General features: G+C 45.7%; 25 protein-coding genes. 14 read left to right on the forward strand and 11 right to left on the reverse strand.

All coding sequences use genetic code 11. The features are described 5' to 3' along the window. Positions 1-131 precede the first annotated feature (131 nt). Positions 132-2567, reverse strand: a complete 2436-nt coding sequence (locus tag Xedl_RS12875; RefSeq protein ID WP_074024223.1) for a bifunctional aspartate kinase/homoserine dehydrogenase II — start codon at positions 2565-2567, stop codon at positions 132-134. Positions 2568-2569: 2 nt separating this feature from the next. After that, a complete protein-coding gene (gene metB, locus Xedl_RS12880) occupies positions 2570-3730 on the reverse strand; it encodes a cystathionine gamma-synthase (protein ID WP_074024224.1) in 1161 nt (386 codons plus the stop codon). A gap of 292 nt (positions 3731-4022) precedes the next feature. Here metB and metJ point away from each other — a divergent pair, with 292 nt between their 5' ends. After that, positions 4023-4340, forward strand: coding sequence for a met regulon transcriptional regulator MetJ (metJ, locus tag Xedl_RS12885; RefSeq protein WP_074024226.1), 318 nt, complete (start codon positions 4023-4025; stop codon positions 4338-4340). A gap of 94 nt (positions 4341-4434) precedes the next feature. Here metJ and rpmE read toward each other — a convergent pair whose 3' ends face one another. Continuing rightward, the gene (rpmE, locus tag Xedl_RS12890; protein ID WP_074024227.1) at positions 4435-4650 is read right to left on the reverse strand and encodes a 50S ribosomal protein L31; all 216 of its coding nucleotides are present in this window, start codon (positions 4648-4650) and stop codon (positions 4435-4437) included. Between the two features lie 220 nt (positions 4651-4870). On the opposite strand from rpmE, the gene priA reads away from it, so the two are divergent. The 6 genes from priA to Xedl_RS12920 all read left to right on the forward strand — a co-directional run bounded on the left by priA (position 4871) and on the right by Xedl_RS12920 (position 12276). Further along, positions 4871-7069: a primosomal protein N' gene (gene priA / locus Xedl_RS12895; RefSeq protein ID WP_074024229.1), complete on the forward strand. Its 2199-nt coding sequence runs from the start codon at positions 4871-4873 to the stop codon at positions 7067-7069. A gap of 220 nt (positions 7070-7289) precedes the next feature. After that, positions 7290-8315 carry a DNA-binding transcriptional regulator CytR gene (gene cytR / locus Xedl_RS12900; RefSeq protein ID WP_074024230.1) on the forward strand — a complete coding sequence of 342 codons (1026 nt, stop codon included), beginning with the start codon at positions 7290-7292 and terminating at the stop codon, positions 8313-8315. Positions 8316-8387: 72 nt separating this feature from the next. Next, positions 8388-9212, forward strand: coding sequence for a cell division protein FtsN (ftsN, locus tag Xedl_RS12905; RefSeq protein WP_074024232.1), 825 nt, complete (start codon positions 8388-8390; stop codon positions 9210-9212). A 137-nt stretch (positions 9213-9349) separates the two neighbouring features. Continuing rightward, entirely contained in the window at positions 9350-9880 is a 531-nt protein-coding gene (gene hslV / locus Xedl_RS12910) for an ATP-dependent protease subunit HslV (RefSeq protein WP_074024233.1), read from the forward strand. Positions 9881-9891: 11 nt separating this feature from the next. Continuing rightward, a complete protein-coding gene (gene hslU / locus Xedl_RS12915; RefSeq protein ID WP_074024235.1) occupies positions 9892-11223 on the forward strand; it encodes an HslU--HslV peptidase ATPase subunit in 1332 nt (443 codons plus the stop codon). Between the two features lie 135 nt (positions 11224-11358). Beyond that, positions 11359-12276, forward strand: coding sequence for a 1,4-dihydroxy-2-naphthoate polyprenyltransferase (locus tag Xedl_RS12920; RefSeq protein WP_074024237.1), 918 nt, complete (start codon positions 11359-11361; stop codon positions 12274-12276). Between the two features lie 154 nt (positions 12277-12430). On the opposite strand, the gene Xedl_RS12925 is transcribed toward Xedl_RS12920, so the two are convergent. Together Xedl_RS12925 and Xedl_RS12930 are read right to left on the reverse strand one after the other, a co-directional pair. Further along, on the reverse strand, positions 12431-12829 hold the full coding sequence (locus Xedl_RS12925) for a type II toxin-antitoxin system death-on-curing family toxin (RefSeq protein WP_074024239.1): 399 nt from the start codon (positions 12827-12829) through the stop codon (positions 12431-12433). After that, entirely contained in the window at positions 12826-13047 is a 222-nt protein-coding gene (locus Xedl_RS12930; protein ID WP_074024241.1) for a type II toxin-antitoxin system Phd/YefM family antitoxin, read from the reverse strand. Before Xedl_RS12930 ends, Xedl_RS12925 begins: the two co-directional genes overlap by 4 nt. A gap of 141 nt (positions 13048-13188) precedes the next feature. Between Xedl_RS12930 and Xedl_RS33620 the strand changes: the two genes are divergently transcribed. Next, positions 13189-13329: a hypothetical protein gene (locus Xedl_RS33620; protein ID WP_422645895.1), complete on the forward strand. Its 141-nt coding sequence runs from the start codon at positions 13189-13191 to the stop codon at positions 13327-13329. Between the two features lie 361 nt (positions 13330-13690). Continuing rightward, positions 13691-14188 (forward strand): ribonuclease E activity regulator RraA, encoded by a 498-nt coding sequence (gene rraA, locus Xedl_RS12940; RefSeq protein ID WP_074019119.1) that lies wholly within the window; start codon positions 13691-13693, stop codon positions 14186-14188. 221 nt (positions 14189-14409) lie between these two features. On the opposite strand, the gene zapB is transcribed toward rraA, so the two are convergent. Continuing rightward, the gene (gene zapB, locus Xedl_RS12945) at positions 14410-14652 is read right to left on the reverse strand and encodes a cell division protein ZapB (protein ID WP_074024242.1); all 243 of its coding nucleotides are present in this window, start codon (positions 14650-14652) and stop codon (positions 14410-14412) included. Positions 14653-14978: 326 nt separating this feature from the next. Between zapB and Xedl_RS12950 the strand changes: the two genes are divergently transcribed. Next, positions 14979-15776 carry an MIP/aquaporin family protein gene (locus Xedl_RS12950; RefSeq protein WP_074024244.1) on the forward strand — a complete coding sequence of 266 codons (798 nt, stop codon included), beginning with the start codon at positions 14979-14981 and terminating at the stop codon, positions 15774-15776. Between the two features lie 24 nt (positions 15777-15800). Next, entirely contained in the window at positions 15801-17324 is a 1524-nt protein-coding gene (gene glpK / locus Xedl_RS12955) for a glycerol kinase GlpK (RefSeq protein WP_074024246.1), read from the forward strand. Between the two features lie 89 nt (positions 17325-17413). Here glpK and emrD read toward each other — a convergent pair whose 3' ends face one another. After that, positions 17414-18601 carry a multidrug efflux MFS transporter EmrD gene (gene emrD / locus Xedl_RS12960; RefSeq protein WP_074024248.1) on the reverse strand — a complete coding sequence of 396 codons (1188 nt, stop codon included), beginning with the start codon at positions 18599-18601 and terminating at the stop codon, positions 17414-17416. Positions 18602-19005: 404 nt separating this feature from the next. Here emrD and fpr point away from each other — a divergent pair, with 404 nt between their 5' ends. Further along, the gene (fpr, locus tag Xedl_RS12965; protein WP_074024250.1) at positions 19006-19752 is read left to right on the forward strand and encodes a ferredoxin--NADP(+) reductase; all 747 of its coding nucleotides are present in this window, start codon (positions 19006-19008) and stop codon (positions 19750-19752) included. Here fpr and Xedl_RS12970 read toward each other — a convergent pair whose 3' ends face one another. After that, on the reverse strand, positions 19753-20187 hold the full coding sequence (locus Xedl_RS12970) for a DUF805 domain-containing protein (RefSeq protein WP_074024252.1): 435 nt from the start codon (positions 20185-20187) through the stop codon (positions 19753-19755). It abuts the gene before it with no gap. A 58-nt stretch (positions 20188-20245) separates the two neighbouring features. Between Xedl_RS12970 and Xedl_RS12975 the strand changes: the two genes are divergently transcribed. Together Xedl_RS12975 and tpiA are read left to right on the forward strand one after the other, a co-directional pair. After that, positions 20246-20866: a DUF1454 family protein gene (locus Xedl_RS12975; RefSeq protein ID WP_074024295.1), complete on the forward strand. Its 621-nt coding sequence runs from the start codon at positions 20246-20248 to the stop codon at positions 20864-20866. Between the two features lie 144 nt (positions 20867-21010). Then, positions 21011-21778 (forward strand): triose-phosphate isomerase, encoded by a 768-nt coding sequence (tpiA, locus tag Xedl_RS12980; protein WP_074024255.1) that lies wholly within the window; start codon positions 21011-21013, stop codon positions 21776-21778. A gap of 71 nt (positions 21779-21849) precedes the next feature. Here tpiA and Xedl_RS12985 read toward each other — a convergent pair whose 3' ends face one another. From Xedl_RS12985 to fieF, 3 genes are all read right to left on the reverse strand, one after another. Further along, positions 21850-22812 (reverse strand): sulfate ABC transporter substrate-binding protein, encoded by a 963-nt coding sequence (locus Xedl_RS12985; protein WP_422645894.1) that lies wholly within the window; start codon positions 22810-22812, stop codon positions 21850-21852. A gap of 254 nt (positions 22813-23066) precedes the next feature. Continuing rightward, the gene (gene pfkA / locus Xedl_RS12990) at positions 23067-24044 is read right to left on the reverse strand and encodes a 6-phosphofructokinase (protein WP_074024258.1); all 978 of its coding nucleotides are present in this window, start codon (positions 24042-24044) and stop codon (positions 23067-23069) included. A 146-nt stretch (positions 24045-24190) separates the two neighbouring features. After that, a complete protein-coding gene (gene fieF, locus Xedl_RS12995) occupies positions 24191-25090 on the reverse strand; it encodes a CDF family cation-efflux transporter FieF (RefSeq protein WP_074024260.1) in 900 nt (299 codons plus the stop codon). Positions 25091-25307: the final 217 nt, after the last annotated feature.

Genomic DNA, 25307 nt, shown 5'->3' on the forward strand with positions numbered 1-25307 from the left:
AATTTTATGAAATATTAAAAGAAGAAAAAGGGATGTTTGATTGATAGAAGGGCACGAACATCAGCAGGGATAACCTGTTATATCCCTGCTAAAGTTTGATGGATCAATATCTTGCCTATAGAGATATTGGACTACAGAAGTTGCGACAGACGATTTAAATCCGATTGGATTGCTCCCGCGGTGACATCTCGTCCCGCTCCTGGCCCACGGATCACTAACGGATTATCACGATACCAACGGCTTTCTATCGCAAAGACATTATCTGCCGGCAACAGCGAAGCCAATGGATGATCGCTACGCACCGCTTCCACACCAACTTTTGCCTTACCACTGGCATCAAAACGGGCGACATACCGTAGTACCATGCCCATTTCCCGTGCCGCTTCCAACCGTTGCAACATCTGTTCATTAATAACAGTACTATTTTCAAAGAACTCTTCGATAGAACCACATCGAGCCTCTTCCTGCACCAAAGATTCAATACGTATATGATCAGGCTCTATTTCATAACCCGCTTCGCGAGCCAGAATAACCAGCTTACGCATCACATCCTGACCAGAAAGATCAATGCGCGGATCGGGTTCCGTTAACCCTTGTTGCCATGCTTGCTCAACTAAATCACTAAAAGGCACAGAACCATCAAATTGCAAGAACAACCAGGATAATGTGCCGGAAAAAACACCGCTGATGGACAGAATGGTATCACCGCTTTCCCGCAAATCCCTGACAGAGTGGTTAATCGGCAGCCCTGCACCCACTGTGGCGTTGTATAACCAATGACGCCCCGTTTTTGCGAAGGCATCGCGGATCATACGGTATGTATTGCTGTCGGAAGAACCGGCAACTTTGTTGGCACTGATGACGTGGAATCCATAACTGGCAAAGTAGATATACTCTTTAGCCAATTCTTCACTTGCCGTGACATCCAATACAACTAAATCATCATAAGGATGTGCCCGCATCCATAAAAACAGAGCATCTTCTTCATGTTCAATCGCTTCGTCATCAAAGAAGGCCAACGCCCGACTGACATCAATCCCCTGATAATTCAGCAAACTCCGACGACTATCAACGACACCCGCCAAAATAAATTCAAAATCGCTGCGAGCGGAAATGTTCTTCTGTTCACGAGCAAACAGTTCCAACCAACGTGAACCAATATTCCCTTTACCAAACAGCACCAAACCGATGCGTTTTTCTGCCCTAAACAGGCTTTGGTGCAATCCCTGAATCAAATGCAATGTCTGATTTGAACGCAGTACGGCCACCAGACTAATGTCATCTTCTGCATGCCAGATAAATTCAACGGGTTGATCTTTTAATTGTTGATAAAAACGATGGCTATGCAGCGGATTCTTACATACACCGGCTCCCACTAACGCCACCAGCACCAAACCCTCACGCAAAGAAAGTTTGCCGGGTAAGGACGCATCCTGCAAAACATCAAGGGCGCTATTCACAATCTCAGAGGTATAGCAAAGTTGGATCAAGCTGCAATCTGCATGTAACCCGATCGCCAATGGCCGGATTTGGGCGCGCTTCAACAAGGAATCAATATCCTTATAGATTTGTTTGAAATCGTGGGCGGGAGAAACATGCAATTCAATCAGGCAGACATCATCATGGCTGGTCACAATTTTTGCCCCAGTCCCCGTTGCCAGCACTCGTTCAATACGGGTGGAACCCTGTTCAGGCTGGTAACTGCAACGCAATTGCAGTTCAATATCGCTGAGAGAAACAGGCTGCAATGTACGGGTATGAAGCACGGGCGCGGCCAAACGTGCCAATTCACTGGCTTCGTCCAAACGCAGCAATGGCAGCAGGCAGGCATCTTTGACTTTACGCGGATCAGCACTGTAACCCCCCGCCACATCACTCCAAATTGTGACTTTTTTGGCTCCCGCCAAAGCCCCAACTTGGGTAGCAGAATAGTCACTGCCATTGCGCCCCAATAATACCGTTTCCCCCTTCTGGTTACTGGAGATAAAACCGGTAACCACTAAACGCTTATTGGGGTTTTGGATCAATAGTTGGCTGAGCAGAGGCTGAGATAAACTGATGTCAACTTGCGGCTGCGCAATGCGCTCTGCCCGCAGAAATTGACGCGCATCCAGCCATGCACTGGAGATACCTTGATTTTCCAGCACCGCCGCCATTAAACGGGCAGACCAGATCTCGCCATGACCAACAACCTCCGCATAGGTGATATCGGTGACCGGCTTATCCAACAATACACTTAATCTTTCCAGATCAGCGATAAACATTGCATTTAGTTCTTCTGCAACTGCTTCGGGCAACAAGCCACGGATCAATTCTTGCTGGTAACGTCGCAAAGACTGCTGTATTTGATGTGCGGATATCCGGTCACTCTGACTCAATTTCAGCCAATCGATCAACTGGTTAGTCGTACTCCCCGCAGCCGATACCACCATCAAATCACCCGGCAAGCTGTAGTTCGCCATAATTTCAGCAACCCGCTGATAACATTTCACATCAGCCAAACTGCTGCCACCAAATTTATGTAACTGACGGCCAGATTCCGCCCCCGCTGTTGCCACTATGCTCATGATTACCTCGTTGCCGCTGCCTGAAACGCCTTGTCCAGATCAGCAATTAAATCCTGACTATCTTCAATTCCTACAGAGACACGAAGAAGCAAATCCGTAATCCCTGCCTGAGCCCTTGCTTCTGCCGACATTCCCGCGTGTGTCATGGTTGCAGTATGAGAAATCAACGATTCCACACCACCGAGAGATTCAGCCAAGGTAAATAATTTTAACGCAGATAAGAAACGACGCATGGCCTGTTCATCACCATCCAGTTCGAAACTGAGCATCGCCCCAAAACCTTGCTGTTGCTTAACAGCAATTTCATGTCCCGGATGGTTCTTCAACGCAGGATAGAAGAGCCTTTTCACTTGGGGCTGCTGTTGCAGATAATCCACAATGGCAGCCGCATTGTTTTGTTGGAGCAATACGCGGGCAGATAATGTACGAATGCCACGCAATAGCAGATAGCTATCAAAGGCCGCAGCCGTCACGCCAATATTGTTCGCCCACCAAGCCAGCTCTTCCGCGATGGATGGTTCCTTAGCGATAATGGCTCCCGCAATCAGATCAGAGTGGCCATTCAAATATTTCGTGCAGGAATGCACCACTAAATCCGCCCCCAACTCCAATGGTTTTTGCAGGACAGGGCTTAAGAAGGTGTTATCGACGACAGCCAATGCCCCAATTTCATGGGCTAATCTACAAATGTATTGAATATCCACGATCCGCAACAGAGGATTACTCGGTGTTTCAATCAGCACCAGTTTGGGCTTTTTAGCCAACGCTTGTTTCAACGCCTGCTCATCTGACTGATCAACAAAAATCACCTTGTATGCCCCACGCTTGCTTAGACTGTCAAACAGGCGGTAACTTCCGCCATAACAATCATGAGGCGCAACCAATAAATCCCCTGGTTGCAGGAATACCGTACAGAGCAGATGGATCGCTGACATGCCACTGCTGGTCAAAATGGCGCCGGCGCCCCCTTCCAGCTCGGCCAAAACCTGTTGAACCACATCGCGGCCAGGGTTACCACGGCGGGAATAATCATGCGCCCTGGGCTGATTGAAACTCGTAAAGTTATAGGTACTGGAAAGATAGATAGGCGGAACAACACAACCATATTGTTCATCAATATTTGAACCACTGTGAACCGCAATTGTCGCTTGCTTACATCCCATGACCTTTACCCATCATCGTTATTATTAGCGTTACGCAAGAATAACGACTGGAAAGATAGACGTCAATACATCTAGACATCCAAATTATTTTGCGGTTTAATACCATAATTCAATGACTGTCATTACACTTTATATGTCTTCTGGTTATTTTTTATAAATTAGTGCAGATGGGACAATATAGTCGACAGGCTAATTATGTTAGACTATTGCATTATCGATATGAAAACAGATCAGAAATTCCTTCCAACTTCTGATCTCAATTACTTGATTCAAAAATTATTTAAGGTATCTCATGGCTGAGTGGAATGGTGAGTATGTCAGCCCTTATGCTGAACATGGCAAAAAAAGTGAACAGGTCAAAAAAATTACAGTTTCAATCCCGCTAAAGGTATTGAAAATCCTGACTGATGAGCGCACTCGCCGTCAGGTGAATAATCTGCGCCATGCAACAAACAGCGAATTGCTGTGTGAAGCTTTTCTGCATGCGTTCACTGGACAGCCTCTGCCTAATGATAACGATTTGCGCAAAGAACGCTATGATGAAATCCCGGAAGCCGCGAAAATCATGATGCGCGAGCGAGGTATTGATCCGGATACATGGGAATATTAATCACAAAAACGCCCGATGCAAAACATCGGGCGTTTTTGTTTTAACTTTTATTTTAACTATCCGGCCTGTATGGATGACAGACCGAAAAAAGTTATTACTTCTTAGAACCTGGAACGCTGAAACGTTTGTTAAAGCGATCAACACGACCACCAGTTGCAACGTCACGCTGCTTACCAGTGTAGAATGGGTGACATGCACCACAGACGTCCAGGTTCAGATTGTGAGCTACAGTAGAGTTGATTTTGATTACATTACCGCAAGAGCAAGATGCAGTAATTTCTTCGTATTTAGGATGGATACCTTGTTTCATGGGAAACCTCTGTTCAGGCCGTGTCGCTATCCAGCCTTGTTTTGCCGCCAGACACCACACGTCGTGTTGATAAAAAAATATGTATCGGTAATTTCTATACCAAAGGCGGCGGATCATACAGAATATCTGTTTATTGCGCAATGAAATCTGCGGATTTGCTATGATACTCTTATCGCTATACGTTCTTTCGCCTGGTCATTAATTATCCGGAAATTGCCTTATGACAGTTGTTCAGGTTGCATTACCTGTCCCCCTAACCCGCACGTTTGATTATCTACTGCCTACAGGATTACCTTTGCCAGCTATCGGTGTTCGAGTATTTGTACCTTTTGGTAAGCGTAATGCGATAGGTATCGTTACTGGTATCACTGATAGCAGTGAATTTCCTCCTGAACAACTCAAGTCTATTTCCACCATTCTTGATGTCCAGCCCCTTTTTCCCAGCGATCTCTGGCAATTGCTCCTGTGGGCAGTCAGCTATTATCACTATCCGCTGGGAGAAGTTTTGTTTCATGCCCTGCCAGTCTTGCTACGGCAGGGAAAACCGACAGAATTTACGCCACTTTGGCAATGGCAAGTCACTGAGGCCGGCCGTGAACTCCCGCTTGCACAACTCAAGCGCTCCGCTAAACAGCAAAAGGCGTTGGCCGCTTTGCGCCAACATCCCATTTATCGTCACCAGGTCTCTGAATTGGAGTTAAGTGAAAGCGCACTGCAATCACTGAAAAAAAAATCACTGATCGCTCTGCATCCCACCCAGCCAGAAGCGGAAGACTGGCGTGCGCTGTTTCAAACCATTGGCGAGCGGTTAAAGCTCAATACAGAGCAAGCTACTGCGGTCGGTGCCATCCGTGCAGAAAATAAAACTTTTTCTCCGTGGCTACTGGCAGGGATCACAGGATCGGGTAAAACAGAAGTCTATCTCAGTGTACTGGAGAACATTCTTGCACAAGGTAAACAGGCTCTCATTTTAGTGCCGGAAATTGGTTTGACGCCACAAACTATCCGCCGATTCCGTGAACGTTTTAACGCCCCTATCGATGTTCTGCATTCAGCCTTGAATGACAGCGAACGGCTGACAGTTTGGCTAAAGGCGAAAAGAGGGGAAAATGCCATCGTTATCGGTACACGCTCTGCTCTGTTTACCCCCTTTGCGCATCTGGGGATCATCATTATTGATGAAGAACATGACAGCTCTTACAAACAGCAAGAAGGCTGGCGCTATCATGCCCGCGATCTGGCAGTGTTCCGAGCGAAAAAAGAGGGTATTCCGATTATTATGGGTTCTGCCACCCCCGCATTGGAAACGCTATATAATGTGCAACAGGGAAAATATCGCCAACTCACTTTAACGCAACGGGCAGGCCATGCCCAACCAGCCACTCAGCATTTACTCGATCTGAAAGGCTTGCCATTGACGGTTGGATTATCCCAGCCGCTCATCAATCGCATGGGTGAACATCTCAAAGCTGACAATCAGGTTATCCTATTTCTGAACCGCCGAGGTTATTCTCCTGCCCTGCTCTGTCACGAATGCGGCTGGATAGCAGAATGCCAACGCTGTGATCACTATTACACCCTGCACCAAAATCACCGCCACCTGCGTTGCCATCACTGTGACAGCCAGCGCCCAATCCCACGCCAGTGCCCACAATGTGGCACCACTAACTTAATTCCGGTTGGCTTGGGCACTGAACAACTTGAAGATGGCATTACAAAACTGTTTCCCAATACTCCGGTTACCCGTATCGACCGTGATACCACCAGCCGCAAAGGCGCGCTGGAACAGCAACTGGCCGAAGTACATCAAGGTGGCGCCCGCATTTTGATCGGCACTCAAATGTTGGCGAAAGGTCACCATTTCCCCGATGTGACACTGGTCGCCTTATTGGATGTCGATGGTGCTTTATTTTCTGCTGATTTTCGGGCTGCCGAACGTTTTGCCCAACTCTATACCCAAGTCTCCGGTCGGGCTGGACGCGCCGGAAAACGAGGAGAAGTTGTCCTCCAAACCCACCATCCTGAACATCCACTTTTACAAATATTGTTGGAAAAAGGCTACGATGCCTTTGCCCAGCAAGCGATGGAAGAGCGTCAGCAAGTTCACCTGCCACCTTTTGTGAGCCATATCCTGCTCCGCGCAGAAGATCACGATAATCAGCAAGCCCCCGCATTTTTGCAACATATGCGTCAACTGTTTGAACATCATCCACAGCATGATGGTCATTTATGGATCATGGGGCCAGTACCCGCGTTACAGGCCAAACGTGGCGGTCGTTATCGTTGGCAGTTGATGATTCAGCACCCTTCCCGCATTTTCCTCCAGAAAATGATGGCCGGAATCTATCCCCAAATCACTACACTGCCACAGGCACGTAAAGTGAAATGGAACATTGATGTTGATCCCACTGAAAATTGATAATTATTTCTTTAATTTGCGAAGTATCTCTAAAAAATGATTTATATCACACATTTATGCAAACAAAGTAACAAGTTGATCTATTAATCGGCTTAAAATGAATTTATTAATATAACTGAATAAAATAATCCGCCAGCACTCCCTTCTCAGGCAAGACTGGCGTTTTTTTAGCAGCCGGATAGCAATCGTTTCGCTGCCTGTGGAGAGTGAGGAGTGAACTATGGAAAAAAAGAATTGCGCGTTGGCAACCATGAAAGATGTTGCCAAAATGGCTGGCGTTTCTACCGCAACCGTATCAAGAACATTAATGAATCCTGACAAGGTTTCTGTCCGTACACGTCAGAAGGTTGAGAATGCGGTATTGGAAGTGGGTTACTATCCCCACAACCTGGCCAAAAATTCACGGCGTAATGAATCCAGAACTATCTTGGTTATTGTTCCCAATATCAGTGATCCCTTCTTTACTGAGGTTATTCGGGGCATTGAAGAAACCGCGACTAAACATGGTTACCTGGTTCTGATTGGTGATTGCAGGCATCAACAACAGCAAGAACATGCGTTTATCAATCTTCTGATCACCAAACGCATTGATGGTATGGTGCTACTGGGTTCCAACATTCCTTTCGATGTTCCCAAAGAGGAACAAAAAAACCTGCCTCCAATGGTTATGGCTAATGAATTCGCTCCTGAACTGGAACTCCCCACTGTCCATATTGATAACCTGACAGCCGCCTTCAATGCCACTCATCATTTGCAAAAATTGGGACATAAACGTATTGCCTGCATTACCGGGCCGGAAACCATGCCACTGTGCCACTATCGCTTGCAAGGTTACATCCAGGCATTGCGACGCTCAGGAGAAGATATCCGCGAAGAATATATTATCCGCGGTGATTTCACCTATGAAAGCGGAGCGACATCGGCGGCAACCCTGCTTACCCTGCCAGAACCGCCAAGTGCTATTTTTTGTCATAGTGATGTCATGGCAATAGGCGCAATGTGGCAAGCTAAAAAAATGGGATTAAAATTACCAGAAGATCTCTCTATTGTCGGTTTCGATAATTTAAACCTGGCTCAATACTGCGAACCAGCCCTAACTACAGTGGAACATCCCCGCTATGAGATTGGGTATCACTCCATTCTGTTATTGCTGGAACAGCTTCAAGGTCGTTTGGTTTCCAAAGATTCAAGATTATTGGAGGCAGAATTGATTATCCGTGCGAGTACTTGTTCGCCTAAAAGCTAGGCAAATAACGACAGCTTAAGTAACATTAGTTATCTATTCTTCAATTTTTTAAATAACTTAGTGAATTAAACAGTGGCACAACGAGATTATGTGAGTCGCGGGCGTAGCAATCCCCGTCGGAAAAGTACTGGTAAGAAAAAAAATCAGGCTCAAGGATTACCCAAAACTACATTAGCCGTTGCTGTGGCCTTAGTGGTCATGTTTATTGGTGGGCTTTATTTCATCGTACACAATAAACAGGAAGAAAATAAGCAGGAAGAGAGTGCACAAAATGCCTCACAGTCCCATCATCAAACCAAGGGGCACGGCCTGCCACCAAAACCAGAAGAGCGCTGGAGTTATATCAAGGAATTGGAAAATCGTCCTGTTAATGAATCTTCCATACAGGAGCCCGATGCAACCGTAAATAAACCGCTAAACCAGCCCCCTCAGCTAACACCTGAGCAAAGACAGCTACTCGAACAAATGCAAGCAGATATGCGCCAACCGCCTATTTCATTGAAAGAGGTACCTTATAACAGTGAACTTGTTCCACGTTCACATGTGTTGATCAATCCTCCTGCGCAACAGCAACATATTGAACAGATTTTGCCAGAACAAAAGCCGGCAGCCGTGCCGGAAAAAAGGCCTTCAGTTTCTTCCCAAGCCAGTACAAAGTCTGAAACCAATGAGGCGAAATTGATGCTACAATGTGGCTCTTTCCGCGCAATGGAACAGGCGGAATCCGTCCGTGCCAGCCTTGCATTTGCCGGCATTGAGAGTCAGATTACCACGAAAGATAATTGGAACCGTGTTGTACTTGGCCCTTATAAAAATAAAGCCAGCGCTGAAAAAATGCGCGAACGGGTTGCAGGAGCTGGTGTACCTGGCTGTATTCTCCGCCCCACTGGGGGTTGAAAAAGCGGAAAGCTCCCCCATCTTAGTCTCTAATAATATACACATGGTGCTTTTATCAGCAGTGCGTAAGCAATTGTGGGATAACACATTCATGCTCCGTGTGTACCATCTTCTATTTTGTAACCAGGGGCTAACTCGTGACTACAATCGTAAGTGTTCGCCGTAATGGCAAAGTCGTCATCGGTGGTGATGGACAAGCAACAATGGGTCATACCGTTATGAAAGGCAATGTCCGCAAAGTACGCCGCCTTTACAACGACAAAGTCATCGCGGGTTTTGCCGGCGGTACTGCTGATGCCTTCACTCTGTTCGAGCTGTTCGAACGGAAACTCGAAATGCATCAAGGACATCTAACCAAAGCAGCCGTTGAGCTTGCCAAAGACTGGCGAACGGATCGCATGCTGCGCAAGCTGGAAGCCTTGCTTGCTGTCGCAGATGAAAATGCGTCTCTGATCATTACAGGTAATGGTGATGTGATTCAGCCAGAAAATGATCTCATCGCCATTGGTTCCGGTGGATCATATGCACAGGCGGCTGCTCGCGCTATGTTGGAAACAACCGAACTCAGTGCCAGAGAAATCGCAGAACGCGCTCTGACTATCGCTGGCGATATCTGTATCTACACCAACCATAATCACAACTTCGAAGAACTACCTTCGAAATCGTAAGGATAGATAGTATGTCTGAAATGACTCCTCGCGAAATTGTCAGCGAACTTAATAATCACATCATCGGTCAGGACAAAGCAAAACGTGCTGTTGCTATTGCCCTGCGTAATCGCTGGCGCCGCATGCAGTTGAATGAATCACTGCGTCATGAAGTCACGCCAAAAAATATTTTGATGATAGGCCCAACCGGTGTCGGTAAAACCGAGATTGCCCGTCGTCTGGCAAAACTGGCCAACGCTCCATTTATCAAGGTTGAAGCCACTAAATTCACCGAAGTGGGTTATGTCGGTAAAGAAGTCGATTCCATCATTCGCGATCTCACTGATGCCGCAGTCAAAATGGTGCGTCTGCAATCCATTGAGAAGAATCGCTATCGTGCAGAAGAGTTAGCTGAAGAGCGTATTCTGGATGTCTTGCTGCCACCAGCAAAAAATAACTGGGGACAAGCAGAACCTCAATCGGAACCCTCTTCAACCCGTCAGGCATTCCGCAAGAAATTGCGTGAAGGCCAATTAGACGATAAAGAAATTGAAATTGAAGTTTCAGCCGCTCCAGTTGGTGTTGAAATCATGGCACCTCCGGGCATGGAAGAGATGACAAATCAGTTACAATCCATGTTCCAAAACCTGGCAGGCCAGCGTCAAAAAAACCGTAAGATGAAAATCAAAGACGCATTCAAGTTGCTGGTCGAAGAAGAAGCGGCAAAACTGGTCAATCCTGAAGAACTAAAACAGCAGGCAATTGATGCAGTTGAACAACACGGCATCGTTTTCATTGATGAGATCGATAAGATTTGTAAACGCGGTCAAACTTCCGGTCCAGATGTTTCCCGTGAAGGTGTCCAGCGCGATCTACTGCCACTTGTCGAAGGCTGCACAGTTTCCACTAAACACGGCATGGTCAAAACTGATCACATCCTGTTTATCGCCTCCGGTGCATTCCAGGTTGCCAGCCCTTCTGATTTGATCCCTGAACTTCAAGGCCGCTTGCCAATCCGTGTTGAATTGCAAGCCCTGACCACCGAAGACTTTGAACGCATCCTGACCGAACCTAATGCTTCACTGACTGAACAGTACAAGGCCCTGATGGCAACTGAAGGCATGAATATTGAATTCACGACTGACGGTATCCGTAAAATTGCGGAAGCAGCATGGCAAGTTAATGAAACCACTGAGAACATCGGTGCCCGTCGTCTGCACACCGTGCTTGAACGTATGATGGAAGACATCTCTTTTGACGCCAGCGAACGGCAAGGACAATCTGTCGAAATCAATGCCGATTATGTCAAAGAGCACCTGGATGAACTGGTTGCAGATGAAGATTTGAGTCGGTTTATTTTATAATCAGTCATATTATTGGTTTGATTAGCGCCAATAATTTGCCGGACTTATTGAAATGGGGGGCTTTTAGCCTCCCATTTTGCTATTTTCGATGGTATAAAATTTATTACATCAATCATAATGACAAACAGTGACAATATGAGCTCAACAACGTCTATCAGTCAGATGCAGGCATGGCTGGAAAGTTTACGCCCCAAAACGCTCCCACTGGCCGTTGCTGCCGTCATCACAGGTTCAGCCCTTGCGTCATGGACAGGGCATTTCAAATGGCCTGTCGCGTTACTGGCTTTATTAACCGCAGCCATGTTGCAAATTCTTTCCAACCTCGCCAACGATTATGGTGACGTCACCAAAGGCAGTGATACCGAAAAACGCATTGGCCCAAAACGCGGTATGCAAAAAGGCCTGATTACCGCAAAGCAGATGAAAAATGCATTGAAGATCGCTGTGCTGATCTCTTGTTTATCAGGAAGTTCCCTCATTGCTGTGGCCTGCAATAATCCAGATGACATTATCGGATTCTTGATTCTGGGGTTACTGGCGATTGTCGCTGCCATTACTTATACCGTGGGTACTCGCCCTTATGGTTATCTGGGGCTGGGGGACATTTCTGTCCTGATTTTCTTTGGTTGGTTGAGCGTTCTTGGTACTTACTATCTGCAAGCTGGTACTTTTTCCCTAAGCACCATTTTGCCCGCAACTGCCAGTGGCTTACTCTCCGTCGCAGTCTTGAACATTAATAATCTACGCGATATCGAAAGTGACCGCCAAAACGGCAAAAATACGTTGGCTGTCCGGTTAGGAGGAAAAAAGGCTCGCTATTACCATGCCACCGTTTTGCTAACTGCCATGCTCTGCCTTGTCACCTTCACATTCCTATACCTGGATAATGGGTTTAGTTGGTTGTTCCTGCTTGCTTTTCCCCTGCTGTTAAAACATATGGGGCAAGTGCTGAGTGATCCAACACCTGAAGGCATGCGTCCCAAGTTAGTGCAAATGGTCAAAGCGGCACTATTGACGAATATTCTGTTTTCCATTGGATTGGTACTTAATTAGCGTTACCGTCTCAACCGAGGCGGATTTATTCATTGAGTATCTGGCTTAAACCAGCATGAATACCGAGTTTATGTTATTCGATATTTTCTAGGGGTACACCCTTGTGTACCCATCTGAACGAGATGTTCCTTACATCCTCAAAAACGTGCTGTTATCATGGATTATAGCTTGGGTTAGTATAGTCCACCAATTCGCGCAGGTGCTGTGCCAACTGGTCAATAGTTTTCTCACCCGTGGCAGCTTCTACCGTTAAGTTTTCCAATGTATTGTCGTTATCACGGAGCTTGATACCATTGCGGTAGAGAAAAATCATGGTAACAAAAAACGCCGTGCGCTTATTACCATCATTGAAAATATGACCACGAGCGATAGCAACCCAATAGGTGGCTGCAAGTTCAAAAATGTCTGTTACACCTTCGTAGTGTGTACGGTTTTGTACTCGATAGATGAGTGCTTCGGCTCTGCCAGAGTCAGGCATTCCAGCAACGCCGGGAAGCCGCTGTAATATACGGTCATGAAAAGCGATAATTTCCTGTGCGCTGACCCATATCATCGGTTTGTCAGTGCCTCTACCGTATGCCCATGACGTTGCATAATCGAATCAAACTCTGCATCCAGTTTGGCATTCTGGTATGCCTCGAATTCTGCCTTACTGATAACGACTGCTGAGCTGCCGTTTCGACGAGTAATCTCAACAGGTTCGCCGTGAGTAGCAGCATCCAACACTTCTGAAATATTGGCTCGTGCTTGGGTTGAGGTGTATGTACGCATAATATATCTCCAAAGATGTACGTATAAATTGTACATATTTTGTGTATTTATTCAACAATAGGGATCTCTGTACGAATTACCTTTACGTGCGGCTTTTTTATATCTTCATACAACACAACCAATCGCACGCTAAGCTATCGGGTGCAAAAACCTCCCGACGAACGATGTAATGGATTACAGCGTTGGTTAAAAGGCGTGATAACTCGTAGCGGACTCAATAAGGCAGCGGTAGCGCTGGCAAATAAAAATGCCCGAATAGCGTGGGCACTGGTCAACCAATAATCGAGTTATGAAACGCGATGAGTCACCCTTTATGTAGCAAAAGCCCATAAATTGATGTCATTAACAGGTAGTCCCGACTCTCTGTGAACCTGGTAACCCGATCAGTCTATCGAGACTGTTGAATTAATAAAGACAGAGAGTGCGAATTTTCATCAGGACTCACTGAAGCCAAATATATGTTTGCGACTACGTTGTCAGAAAAATTCATCTACCCACTTGAATTAAGTCGGTGTCCATATATCGGGTTAATTAAGCAAATAGGCATCAATTTTACATATAGGTTTCAAGATTGATGGTTTTGCCAACATTGGCTTTAAAAGGATATACTGTCCGCTCCTTGCATAAACCAGACGTAAATCCCATGAAATATGATACTTCCGAACTTTGTGATATCTATCAAGAAGATATTAATGTGGTAGAGCCCATCTTCTCCAACTTTGGTGGACGTACTTCATTTGGTGGTCAAATCATCACAGTGAAATGTTTTGAAGATAATGGCCTTCTCTATGATTTACTTGAAGAAAATGGACATGGTCGCATTTTGCTCGTTGATGGTGGTGGATCAGTACGCAAGGCGCTAGTTGATGCCGAACTGGCTCAACTCGCCGTCAATAATGAATGGGAAGGCATTGTCGTCTATGGCGCAGTGCGTCAGGTCGATTATCTCGCAGAGCTTGATATTGGAATTCAGGCAATGGCTGCTATTCCTGCTGGCTCCAATAGCGAAGGGGTGGGAGAAAGTGATATCAGAGTGAATTTTGGTGGCGTCACATTCTTCTCTGGTGACTATCTTTACGCAGATAATACTGGCATTGTCTTATCAGATTTCCCTCTGGAAATTGACGAAGAGCTAAGTTAAAGAGATACAAAAAAGGGCGCAATTATCCTGTCTTTTAGTCACAATTTTTTATCATGCTGTTTTTTATATGAATTATTTTGAACCTCTCAATACAGTGCTAAAAAATGTTTTATTTAAAATCAGATAGATAGTTTTTTCAAATTACGGTCATTTGACCGTAATTTGAGATGTGACTAAAAGACAGGCAATTATCGCCCTTTTCAGCCAAGCCGTTGGATACCTTATTGTACATCTTCCATCTTACCCAACAGAGTGCGTAAGCGCTCTTGCCATGCTGTTTGTTCTTGTTTGAGCTGCTCATTTTCACGTACCAGAGAATCACGGCTATCCGCCATATTCTGGACATCCTGAGATAAGACGGCATTCTTTTCTTTTAATTCTTCAATTTCCATTTGCAGCAAAGTGATGGTATCAATCGCCTGCTGAACTTTAGATTCTAGTTTCTCAAAAACTTCAAATGACATTCTGGGGCCCCTCTTGTAAGCAATGTTATTGATTGTATTTAGCCTATTAACGTCTGTCTAGTTTCATCCTTGCAATCTGCGGCATAACGCGAAATATAGTGACCAAACCCAAATGTCTATAAGATCACATTTCCAAGCTCAATAAAACTGCAAATAAATGCGAATTCGCTCATTTTGTTGACGCAACACGCAGATTTCAATTTCGCTATTTCTCGTTTACGCGCATTAACGATAAATTCACAGGCACCTTTCTCTTAATACATAAGAAAGGACTAATAATTAATCTCTCTCCCCCTGTACTTTGTTATTGGATATAGGATATAGAAATGAGCCAGACCACCACTCCAACACTATCAGGTCAATGCATTTCCGAATTTCTAGGTACTGCATTGCTCGTTTTTTTTGGTTTAGGCTGCGTTGCTGCTGCCCGAATCGCCGGAGCACAATTGGGCTTATGGGAAATCAGCATTATCTGGGGCTTTGGCGTTGCCCTGGCAGTTTATCTCACTGCCGGAATTTCAGGCGCACATCTTAACCCCGCAGTGACTATTGCGTTATGCCTGTTTGCCAACTTTGACAGAAAAAAAGTGCTGCCTTATATCATTGCCCAAATGTTCGGTGGCTTTGTCGCAGCCCTCATCATTTACATGATGTATTACAACCTTTTCCTCGACTATGAGCAAGTCCACAATATCGTTCGCGGCTCACAGGAAAGCCTCTTTACTGCGGGAGTTTTCTCTACTTACCCTGCTGCCCAGATTTCCGTATTTCATGCGTTTATCGTTGAAGTTATTATCGCAGCCGTTCTGTTATGTCTAATCCTGTCCCTGACAGATGATGGCAACGGCATCCCACGGGGACCTTTAGCGCCACTGTTAATCGGGATTCTGATTGCTGTTATCGGTGGCTCGTTTGGCCCACTGACCGGATTTGCCCTGAATCCAGCTCGTGACTTCGGCCCCAAATTAGTTGCTTATTTGACCGGCTGGGGAGACATTGCCCTAACCGGAGGCCGAGACATTCCTTATTGCCTTGTTCCGTTGGTGGCCCCTATTGTTGGCGCAATTTTAGGTGCTTTTGGCTACCGCAAACTGATTACTCGCCATTTACCGCGCGAGATTTAAAATACATAAAACCAGGTTATAGTTATGACAACAGAAAATACTACAGAAAAAAAATATATTGTTGCTCTGGATCAGGGCACGACCAGTTCACGCGCCGTTGTACTTGATCATGACGCTAATATTGTCTGTATCTCACAGCGTGAATTTCCACAAATCTATCCCAAGCCTGGCTGGGTAGAACACGATCCAATGGAAATCTGGGCAAGTCAAAGCTCTACCTTAGTTGAAGTGTTGGCAAAAGCTGACATTAGCTCAGATCAAATTGCCAGTATTGGTATCACAAACCAACGAGAAACAACCATTGTCTGGGAAAAAGAAACCGGAAAGCCGGTTTATAACGCAATTGTATGGCAATGCCGCCGGACAGCAGATATTTGCACCAAACTGAAACAGAAAGAGGGACTGGAAGAATACATCCGCCACAATACCGGTTTGGTTCTTGACCCTTATTTCTCTGGTACGAAAATAAAATGGATTTTGGATAACATCGAAGGTGTCCGTCAACGCGCTGAAAATGGTGAACTTTTATTCGGGACAGTCGATACATGGCTAGTCTGGAAAATGACTCAGGGACGCGTACACGTCACCGATTACTCCAATGCTTCCCGTACCATGCTGTTTAATATCCATAATCTGGAATGGGATCAAAAAATCCTTGATGAGTTGGGCATACCCCGCGTTATGCTGCCTAAAGTGGCCGCATCCTCGGAGATCTATGGTCAAACCAATATCGGCGGTAAAGGTGGCACTCGCATTCCTATTGCGGGTATCGCAGGCGACCAACAAGCCGCTTTGTACGGACAACTGTGTGTACACCCTGGCATGGCAAAAAATACTTACGGCACCGGCTGCTTCTTGCTAATGAACACCGGCAAAGATGCTGTTCGTTCCAATCACGGTCTGTTGACAACGATTTGCTGTGGTCCACGTGGTGAAGTCAATTATGCACTGGAGGGCGCAGTATTTGTTGGAGGCGCCTCCATCCAATGGCTGCGTGATGAACTAAAACTTATCGCAGATGCTACAGATTCAGAATACTTCGCAACCAAAGTCAAAGATAGTAATGGCGTTTATGTTGTTCCTGCCTTTACTGGCCTTGGTGCCCCGTATTGGGATCCTTACGCCCGTGGCGCTATTTTCGGTCTGACCCGTGGCGCCAATAGCAACCATATTATTCGTGCTACCCTGGAATCCATCGCTTACCAAACCCGCGATGTTCTGGATGCTATGCAAGCTGATGCGGGTACACGCTTGCAAGCCCTGCGTGTAGACGGCGGTGCTGTTGCCAACAACTTCCTGATGCAGTTCCAATCCGATATTCTTGGCACGCGTGTGGAACGCCCTGAAGTGCGTGAAAGCACTGCTTTAGGCGCGGCTTTCCTGGCAGGTTTGGCCGTCGGCTTCTGGCGAGATCTGGATGAAGTGAAAAGTAAGGCTGTAGTCGAAAAAGAATTCCGCCCAAGTATCGAAACGACTGAACGCAACCATAAATACAATGGCTGGAAAAAAGCCGTTGCCCGTGCTCAAGAGTGGGAAGATCGCGCCTAACCGCGAAATATTGCGCAAGTGAGATAAAGGCTTTGGCACCTGAGATTGTTTATACACTCTGCCAGAGCCTTTTTTAAACACAATCGTTGCTACAAAGCCGTATGTTCCTGACGCTGGAAGTGCTGGGAAATGGGTAGCCAACAAAATAGAATCAGCAATGACATGGAAAACATCAGCATCCCAACGCTAAATTGGCTATTTTGCGGTAACAGCGCCGACAGCCATGTTGCTATGCCTGAACCTATATTCTGCAATCCCCCGACCAAAGCACCTGCGGCTCCGGCCAAATAAGGGAAGGGTTCCATCGCTCCCGTCGTCGCCAGTGGGAACAACATACCGGCACCAAAAAAGAATAATGCAGCAGGTATCAACAAGGTCCAGATATTCATGATACCCAACCAGCCGGGCAACCACATCAGGATACCCGCCAGCAAACAACAGGTCACAGAGCGCCACATGAGTCGATAAAATGTTTTTCCTTCACGCCCCGCATACCATGCTCCAAAAAACGCCGCCGGAATTGGCAAGATAAACAAAATACTGACAGTTAGGCTATCCAGTCCCAAAACCGCCCCCATCAACACACCACAACTGGCTTCAAAAACAGCAATCCCAGACAGTCCCCCCACCAACATGGTCAGGTAAGAGATAAAAGCACCATGCGAGAGTAATTGGTGGAAAGAAACCAGCATCGCACTATGTCCAGTCCCTGTGGGACGAGTCTCCGGTAAATGCCGTAACAGGAAGAAAGCAACGACAGCTCCTAGCATCAATAAAAACAAATAGCAGGAGCGCCAACCAAAATAGTGAGCAACCGTCCCACCAATCATGGGTGCGGCCAGAGGGCTAACCAATATGGCCATATTTAGCAAGCTATTGGCATGACGCAACGTCGTGCCCGTATATAAATCCCGTGGCATGGTACGCACCATCACACCTGCTACCCCAGTACCCAATCCCTGTAATGCACTTGCAATCACCAATACCCGCAAATTTGGCGCAAACAGAGCACATATCGTCGCCACCAGATAAATCGACATTCCCGCCAAAATCACAGGGCGACGTCCCACTTTGTCAGATAGTGGTCCATAAAAAAGTTGTGAAAATCCATAAGAAAACAGATACGCCGCCATCACTCGCTGAACTTCACCCGCAGGCTGATTAAGATCACTTGCCATATCAGCAATAACTGGCACATAGATTGTTTGCGTCATTTGCCCTACAGCGACCAAGGCAGTTAGCATCAACAATAAATTAAAGTGTTCTATTTTTTTCATCGCACTTTATTCAATCACCAATTGAAAACAATAACCCATAGAGCAATCACTCATTGCAAACAGCCGTAGTGAACCCTTCAAGTACTTAATAAAGAACCTGATAAACTGACTTCATTAGATATGATCTACTTAGTAAATCTATATTTTTTCTTTGCAGTATACAATGTTACATGAAGAAAAAATGACAGACATATTACCCATATATGTCAATAAAAATGTACATATCAAACCATAATATTGGCAAAAATCCAGTTAATTAAACTGTCACACGTAATCGATAATGCTATTTCAAGTAATCACGTAGAATCGTTACAAAAAATCACCAATTCACGCCGTGTTCATTTGTGTCGCATTAATTCACATCATATTAATCCGTACCATATTGTGTAGAGAGGTTAACCGTAATGGCAAATTGGGTTACAGGAAAAGTTACCGGCATAACCAACTGGACTGATTCGCTTTTCAGCATCAAGGTTCATGCACCAATAGAAAAATTCACCGCCGGACAATTTGCAAAACTTGCACTGGAAATTGGGGGGGAACGCATCCAACGAGCTTACTCTTATGTCAATGCTCCCAATGACAATAATCTGGAATTTTATTTGGTAACCGTCCCAGAAGGAAAACTCAGCTCCCGACTGGCTGAACTAAAAACCGGAGATGAATTACTGGTAACAGAGCAAGCGGCGGGTTTTTTCGTTCTTGATGAAATTCCTGACTGTCATACACTTTGGATGCTTTCCACTGGCACCGCCATTGGCCCTTACCTTTCCATCCTCCAGCAAGGAACTGATCTGGAACGATTCGAAAATATCGTTTTGGTTCATGCGGCCAGATGGGGAAAAGATTTGAGTTATCTGCCCATGATGCAGGAATTAGAGAAAAAATTTCAGGGTAAACTACGGATACAAACCATCGTCAGCCGGGAAAAATGGCCAAATTCGCTTATGGGCAGAATTCCGACATTAATTGAAAATGGCGAGTTGGAATCGGCTGTCGGCTTACCCATTCAGGCAGAAAACAGCCATATCATGCTGTGCGGGAACCCCCAAATGGTCAGGGATACCCAGCAACTATTAAAAGAACAACGCAATATGGCAAAACATCTGCGTCGTAAACCAGGCCATATCACCAGCGAGCAATACTGGTAATCAGTTTTCCTTGGCAGAAATGTAATCAACCGTTTCTGCCATCTCACCAAAGCGATTGGCGCCTTCCGTACCACGGAATACACCACAATCCAATATCATCATGACAAAAACCAGTGTTGGAACAAAACGGCCAATTCCCCACTGCCATATCGGCGCCATTGCGCTCCAATCAAGGGACAGCAATATCCAGGCTAGCGCACATAGTAATACCCAACCGCCACGTTTATTCCTGTCATGCAGGCGCTTCGAAAAAATTGCCGCCGTTGGGTACAACAGCAAAGCAACACCGACCGCCGCATAATTTATGGGGAGGACATCCATTCCATGCAGTGTCAGAAGTATAAAGATCAGGGTGAAACAGATAGCGATACCGATCCAAAACTCTCGCCTTCCAATTCGGCCTTTGAATGAGAATCCCCATTGTTGTAATGTCATGTACTCTTTTCCAATTGTGGATGCTGTTTTTCCAGGATTTAACTCAGTGAGTCATAAAATGAAAACAAGCATAAATAAACTTCTGATGACAATTTTAATCGCTTTTGGTATCGGTTTACCATTATCAGCTTCTGCCGATGGGTCTTCAGTCACATCAGAAATAAACTCACCATTAACGTACCTGCTGCCGGATTCCCCTACTTTCGAAGATACCATCCCTGTCTTGCGGGAAAAATACAACAAAAAACATCCGAACATTCCCCTGTATGAATATAGGGTAATCGCCAGCACAGATATTTCTCAGCCTTTCATCCGTGCCGCCAGTAAAATTAATGACAAAATCTACTCATCAGCAGTACTGGAACGGGGCAGCGAAAAAATTAAAAGCCTGCAAATTACATTGCTGCCATCACAAAATGAACGAGAAGATGAACAAAACCGTATCCTGACAAAACAGTATATAACAGCTCTGATCAGTCAATTTGAGCCGACTTTTTCCCCTGAACAAGCCAAAATTCAAATAGAAAGGCTTTTGCAGGCAGCAGAAAAACGCCCTGTTTTCAGCCAAAAAATGGGAGCAATACGCTATATCATCGTAAACAGCAGCGAAAATATAATGACCTTCGCAATTGAACCGATTAAGCTATCGTTATCTGACACAGCAGCAAATGAAAATTAGTGACACAACGCAGAGCTATTCGCGTTGATGATCTTTATACTGTCGGGATTCCGCTTACAGGGAATGGCATCATCATAATGTCGTTCAAAGAAAGAATATTCATTCAGTTCGCAATTTGATTATTTTCTGGTTGGAGGGAAAAATATGCGACATCCATTAGTTATGGGTAACTGGAAATTAAATGGCAGTACCCACATGGTTAACGACCTGATTGCAGGCCTGCGTAAAGAACTGAGCAACATTGACGGCTGTGACGTCGCTATCGCACCACCAACAGTTTATGTTTCTCTGGCAAAAAATGCCCTGGCCGGTAGCCGTATTGCCCTGGGTGCGCAAGATGTTGGCGTCAATCTTTCTGGCGCCTTTACTGGCGAAACCTCCGCAGAAATGCTGAAAGACGTCGGTGCAAAATATATCATTATCGGTCACTCTGAACGCCGTACTTACCACAAAGAGAGCGACGAATTCATCGCGAAGAAATTCGCAATCCTGAAAGAGCAAGGCTTGATCCCCGTTCTGTGCATTGGCGAAACCGAACAAGAAAATGAAGCCGGTCAGACTGAAGCCGTCTGTGCACGACAAATCGATGCTGTCCTGAACACACTGGGCGCCGAAGCATTCAAAGATACCGTTATTGCTTATGAGCCAGTTTGGGCAATCGGCACAGGTAAATCCGCTACTCCTGCTCAGGCTCAGGCCGTTCATAAATTTATCCGTGACCATATCGCGAAGCAGGATGCAGCTATCGCCGAACAGGTCATTATTCAATATGGCGGTTCAGTTAACGCCAGCAATGCAGCAGAGTTGTTTACCCAGCCAGATATCGACGGTGCTTTGGTCGGTGGTGCATCACTGAAAGCCGATGCCTTTGCTGTTATCGTAAAAGCCGCAGCAGAAGCGAAAAAAGCGTAAGCTTTTAATCAAGACAGAACCGCCACGCAGTATCACTTGTGGCGGTTTTCTAGCGCAAATTAGTTCAATGATTAACGCCGGACAATATCGTCAAAAGTTCCGCCTGTGGCAAAATGCGCTTTTTGGGCGTTATCCCAGCCACCAAAGACTTCATCAATCGTAAAAAGCTTCAAATCAGGAAAGACCGTGCGGTATTTTTCTGCGGTTGCTTTATCACGCGGACGATAATAGTTCTTGGCGGCAATCTCTTGCCCAACCGGAGAATAAAGATATTTCAGATATTCGGTTGCCAACGCGCGCGTTCCTCGTTTATCAACCACTTTGTCGACAACAGAAACCGTCGGTTCTGCCAGAATAGAAATGCTCGGTGTCACAATTTCAAACTTGCCCTTGTCCAACGCATTAATTGCCAGTAAGGCTTCGTTTTCCCAGGCAATTAATACATCACCAATGCCGCGCTCCACAAACGTATTCGTTGCACCACGAGCACCGGAATCCAGTACTTCTACATTTTTATAGAGTGCCTTCACGAATTCTTTAGCTTTAGTCTGATCCTGATTGTTATGCACCAGGCCATATCCCCAGGCAGCCAGATAATTCCAACGTGCTCCACCGGAAGTTTTCGGATTCGGCGTGACCACTGCAACATCTGGACGAATTAAATCCGACCAATCCTTTATCTGTTTAGGGTTTCCTTTTCTCACCAAAAAGACAATGGTTGATGTATAAGGCGCTGAATTATCCGGTAGACGCTGAATCCAATTCTTATCAATGCGACCATGCTCTGCAATAGCATTTACATCATAAGCCAGCGCCAGCGTCACAACATCCGCCTGAAGACCATTAATAACGGAAGTTGCCTGCTTGCCTGAACCACCATGTGATTGGCGGATTTTTACATTATCGCCCGTCTTGTGACGCCAATATTCGCGGAATGCCTCATCATACTGTTGGTAAAATTCACGCGTCGGATCATAGGAGACGTTCAATAATTGCCACTCTTTTGCCCATGCGCTGTGAGTCACCAGTGTCATCGCCAGCAAGAATAACGCCGATACAACATACTCTTTTGTCATTGCCCATCTTGAGCCTCTATTTATACCCCTTGACAGCATAACCACGATAACATTTCCCCTGAGCCATTATGATTTCTCCATAAAAACTGACAGAAAGCGTTATGACGCAGAAATAATTTTAAATTTCTGCTTATGCACAAGAAGAATATGAGAGATGAGACAACCACATTACATGGCTGTCTCCAAAAGAAGATCTTGCAGGTCAGAGAGGATTAGTAGAGTTTCTTCGCGGTTTCCAGCCACTCTTTCTTAAAGACACGCTGCATATTTTGCACCGCATCAATGATATCGTGATGAACAAGTTTCTCGTTCTGGATACCAACGCAACGACCGCCATGTCCTTCCAGCAGGAGTTGGACAGAATACGCCCCCATGCGGGAAGCAAGAATGCGGTCATAAGCAACCGGTGCACCACCACGTTGGATATGTCCTAATACCGTCGCGCGGGTTTCATGGTGGGTTTCTGCTTCAATATATTTTGCCAGTTCAGCAACATCACAGACATGTTCAGTAATAGCAACAATCGCGTGACGTTTGCCTTTTTCAATCCCAGCCTGAATCTCCGCCAGCAATTCTTTACGATCGAATGGAATTTCATTTTCAGGCAGAACAATAAATTCACATCCACCTGCGATGGCTGCTGATAAGGTTAAATCACCACAATAACGCCCCATCACTTCAACAATCGAAATTCGCTTGTGAGAAGTTGACGTATCGCGCAAACGGTCAATCGCTTCAACCACCGTTTCCAGCGCCGTGAAATAACCAATGGTGTAATCTGTACCCGCAACGTCGTTGTCAATCGTTCCAGGCAAACCAATACAAGGGAAACCCGCTTCGGTCAGCTTTTTCGCCCCCAAATAAGATCCATCCCCGCCAATCACCACCAACGCATCAATCCCATTTTTGCGCATGTTATCAATAGCAATTTCCCGAACCTTATCATCCCTGAACTCTGGGAAACGGGCTGATCCCAGGAACGTGCCACCACGGTTAATCATGTCGGAAACACTAAAGCGATCAAGCTTCTTCATGCGGTTTTCATACAACCCCAGATAGCCATCATAAATGCCATAGACTTCCAACCCTTCGGTTAAAGCGGCACGAACAACACCACGAATAGCGGCGTTCATGCCAGGCGCATCACCGCCACTCGTTAAGACTCCGATTCTTTTAATCTTGTTGATCATGATGACCTCTGACTTGTAGATATAATATTTGCGAAACCTGATTAGCTGAATTGATTCAACTATACTTATAATACGGAAAAACACCCAGCCTGCATCAAGATTATGTCTGTTTTTTGATGTTCTTTTGATTATGAATAAATTACCCTTCAATCCCAGCGGTTTTTATGCTCTTCAGACACCACAGAGCAAGGATCCTGGTGAATAATAATATCGGCACCTGGAAATCGACGCCGCAATTTATTTTCAATCCCCTCTGCCAAAGCATGCGCCTGCACCAATGGCAAATTATCATCTATCTCCAGATGGAACTGGATAAAACGCGTCGGACCTGACTGACGAGTTCGCAGATCATGTCCACCTGCTATGCCTGGGTAATTTTGGATGATCTCAATAATCTCCTGCCGCTCTTCATCTGGCAAGGCACGATCAAGCAAAGATTGTACGGCATCATAGCCCATCCGTAACGCACTATAGAGAATATAAACGCCAATACCCAAGGCAAAGAGTGCATCCGCGCGTTTAAAACCATACAGACTCAAAAGCAATGCCAGCAAAATCGCCCCATTCATCAATAGGTCGGACTTATAATGCAGCATATCCGCACGGATCGCCTGACTTTGGGTTTTACTGATCACCCATTTTTGGAACGTCACTAAACATAATGTGGAAATCAGAGCAACGACAATCACCCATACACCTATCGATGCATGTTCCAGTGACTGGGGGGAATATAGATGCTGGAAGCCGGTCAAAAACAGGAAAATCGCCGAACCGGAGATAAACATACTTTGCGCCAAAGCCGCGAGTGATTCCGCCTTACCATGTCCAAAAGTGTGTTCTTGATCAGCAGGTTGAAGTGAATAACGCACCACAAAAAAATTCGTCAAGGACGCAGCCAAATCAACCAATGAATCCACCAGCGCTGCCAATAGGCTCACCGATCCCGTTAACCACCAGGCAAAAATTTTCACGATCAACAGCACACTGGCCAATACCGTTGCCGCCAACGCAGCAGAACTGACCCATCGCCCATAATTTATACTCATTGACTACCACCCTTCGGTTATTCAGTCTGTCTCAGGTATAAAAATAGCGTGTTAGATGGAAAAATATAGAGGCAGCAAAGCAAAGTGAGTCGATTCTATCCCAGGGCGCGAGCATACTTTTTTTTAGCACCTCTTGAATGAAGGCAAATGACATGATCTAATGAGATTTATTTTCCTTCTCATTGCTGACCTATGACTCTGATTGAACACTTATCCG

The sequence above is a fragment of the Xenorhabdus eapokensis genome, from assembly GCF_001908105.1.

Excerpts from the sequence above, each read along its gene's own strand:
- metJ (WP_074024226.1), top strand. The coding sequence starts at position 4,023 with ATGGCTGAGTGGAATGGTGAGTATGTCAGCCCTTATGCTGAACATGGC.
- Xedl_RS12925 (WP_074024239.1), bottom strand. The coding sequence starts at position 12,829 with ATGATATGGGTCAGCGCACAGGAAATTATCGCTTTTCATGACCGTATA.
- Xedl_RS12950 (WP_074024244.1), top strand. The coding sequence starts at position 14,979 with ATGAGCCAGACCACCACTCCAACACTATCAGGTCAATGCATTTCCGAA.
- rpmE (WP_074024227.1), bottom strand. The coding sequence starts at position 4,650 with ATGAAACAAGGTATCCATCCTAAATACGAAGAAATTACTGCATCTTGC.
- fieF (WP_074024260.1), bottom strand. The coding sequence starts at position 25,090 with ATGAGTATAAATTATGGGCGATGGGTCAGTTCTGCTGCGTTGGCGGCA.
- Xedl_RS12930 (WP_074024241.1), bottom strand. The coding sequence starts at position 13,047 with ATGCGTACATACACCTCAACCCAAGCACGAGCCAATATTTCAGAAGTG.
- pfkA (WP_074024258.1), bottom strand. The coding sequence starts at position 24,044 with ATGATCAACAAGATTAAAAGAATCGGAGTCTTAACGAGTGGCGGTGAT.
- hslU (WP_074024235.1), top strand. The coding sequence starts at position 9,892 with ATGTCTGAAATGACTCCTCGCGAAATTGTCAGCGAACTTAATAATCAC.
- priA (WP_074024229.1), top strand. The coding sequence starts at position 4,871 with ATGACAGTTGTTCAGGTTGCATTACCTGTCCCCCTAACCCGCACGTTT.
- cytR (WP_074024230.1), top strand. The coding sequence starts at position 7,290 with ATGGAAAAAAAGAATTGCGCGTTGGCAACCATGAAAGATGTTGCCAAA.
- metB (WP_074024224.1), bottom strand. The coding sequence starts at position 3,730 with ATGGGATGTAAGCAAGCGACAATTGCGGTTCACAGTGGTTCAAATATT.
- fpr (WP_074024250.1), top strand. The coding sequence starts at position 19,006 with ATGGCAAATTGGGTTACAGGAAAAGTTACCGGCATAACCAACTGGACT.
- Xedl_RS12985 (WP_422645894.1), bottom strand. The coding sequence starts at position 22,812 with ATGACACTGGTGACTCACAGCGCATGGGCAAAAGAGTGGCAATTATTG.
- rraA (WP_074019119.1), top strand. The coding sequence starts at position 13,691 with ATGAAATATGATACTTCCGAACTTTGTGATATCTATCAAGAAGATATT.
- zapB (WP_074024242.1), bottom strand. The coding sequence starts at position 14,652 with ATGTCATTTGAAGTTTTTGAGAAACTAGAATCTAAAGTTCAGCAGGCG.
- Xedl_RS12875 (WP_074024223.1), bottom strand. The coding sequence starts at position 2,567 with ATGAGCATAGTGGCAACAGCGGGGGCGGAATCTGGCCGTCAGTTACAT.
- Xedl_RS12920 (WP_074024237.1), top strand. The coding sequence starts at position 11,359 with ATGAGCTCAACAACGTCTATCAGTCAGATGCAGGCATGGCTGGAAAGT.
- Xedl_RS12970 (WP_074024252.1), bottom strand. The coding sequence starts at position 20,187 with ATGACATTACAACAATGGGGATTCTCATTCAAAGGCCGAATTGGAAGG.
- Xedl_RS12975 (WP_074024295.1), top strand. The coding sequence starts at position 20,246 with ATGAAAACAAGCATAAATAAACTTCTGATGACAATTTTAATCGCTTTT.
- glpK (WP_074024246.1), top strand. The coding sequence starts at position 15,801 with ATGACAACAGAAAATACTACAGAAAAAAAATATATTGTTGCTCTGGAT.
- emrD (WP_074024248.1), bottom strand. The coding sequence starts at position 18,601 with ATGAAAAAAATAGAACACTTTAATTTATTGTTGATGCTAACTGCCTTG.
- tpiA (WP_074024255.1), top strand. The coding sequence starts at position 21,011 with ATGCGACATCCATTAGTTATGGGTAACTGGAAATTAAATGGCAGTACC.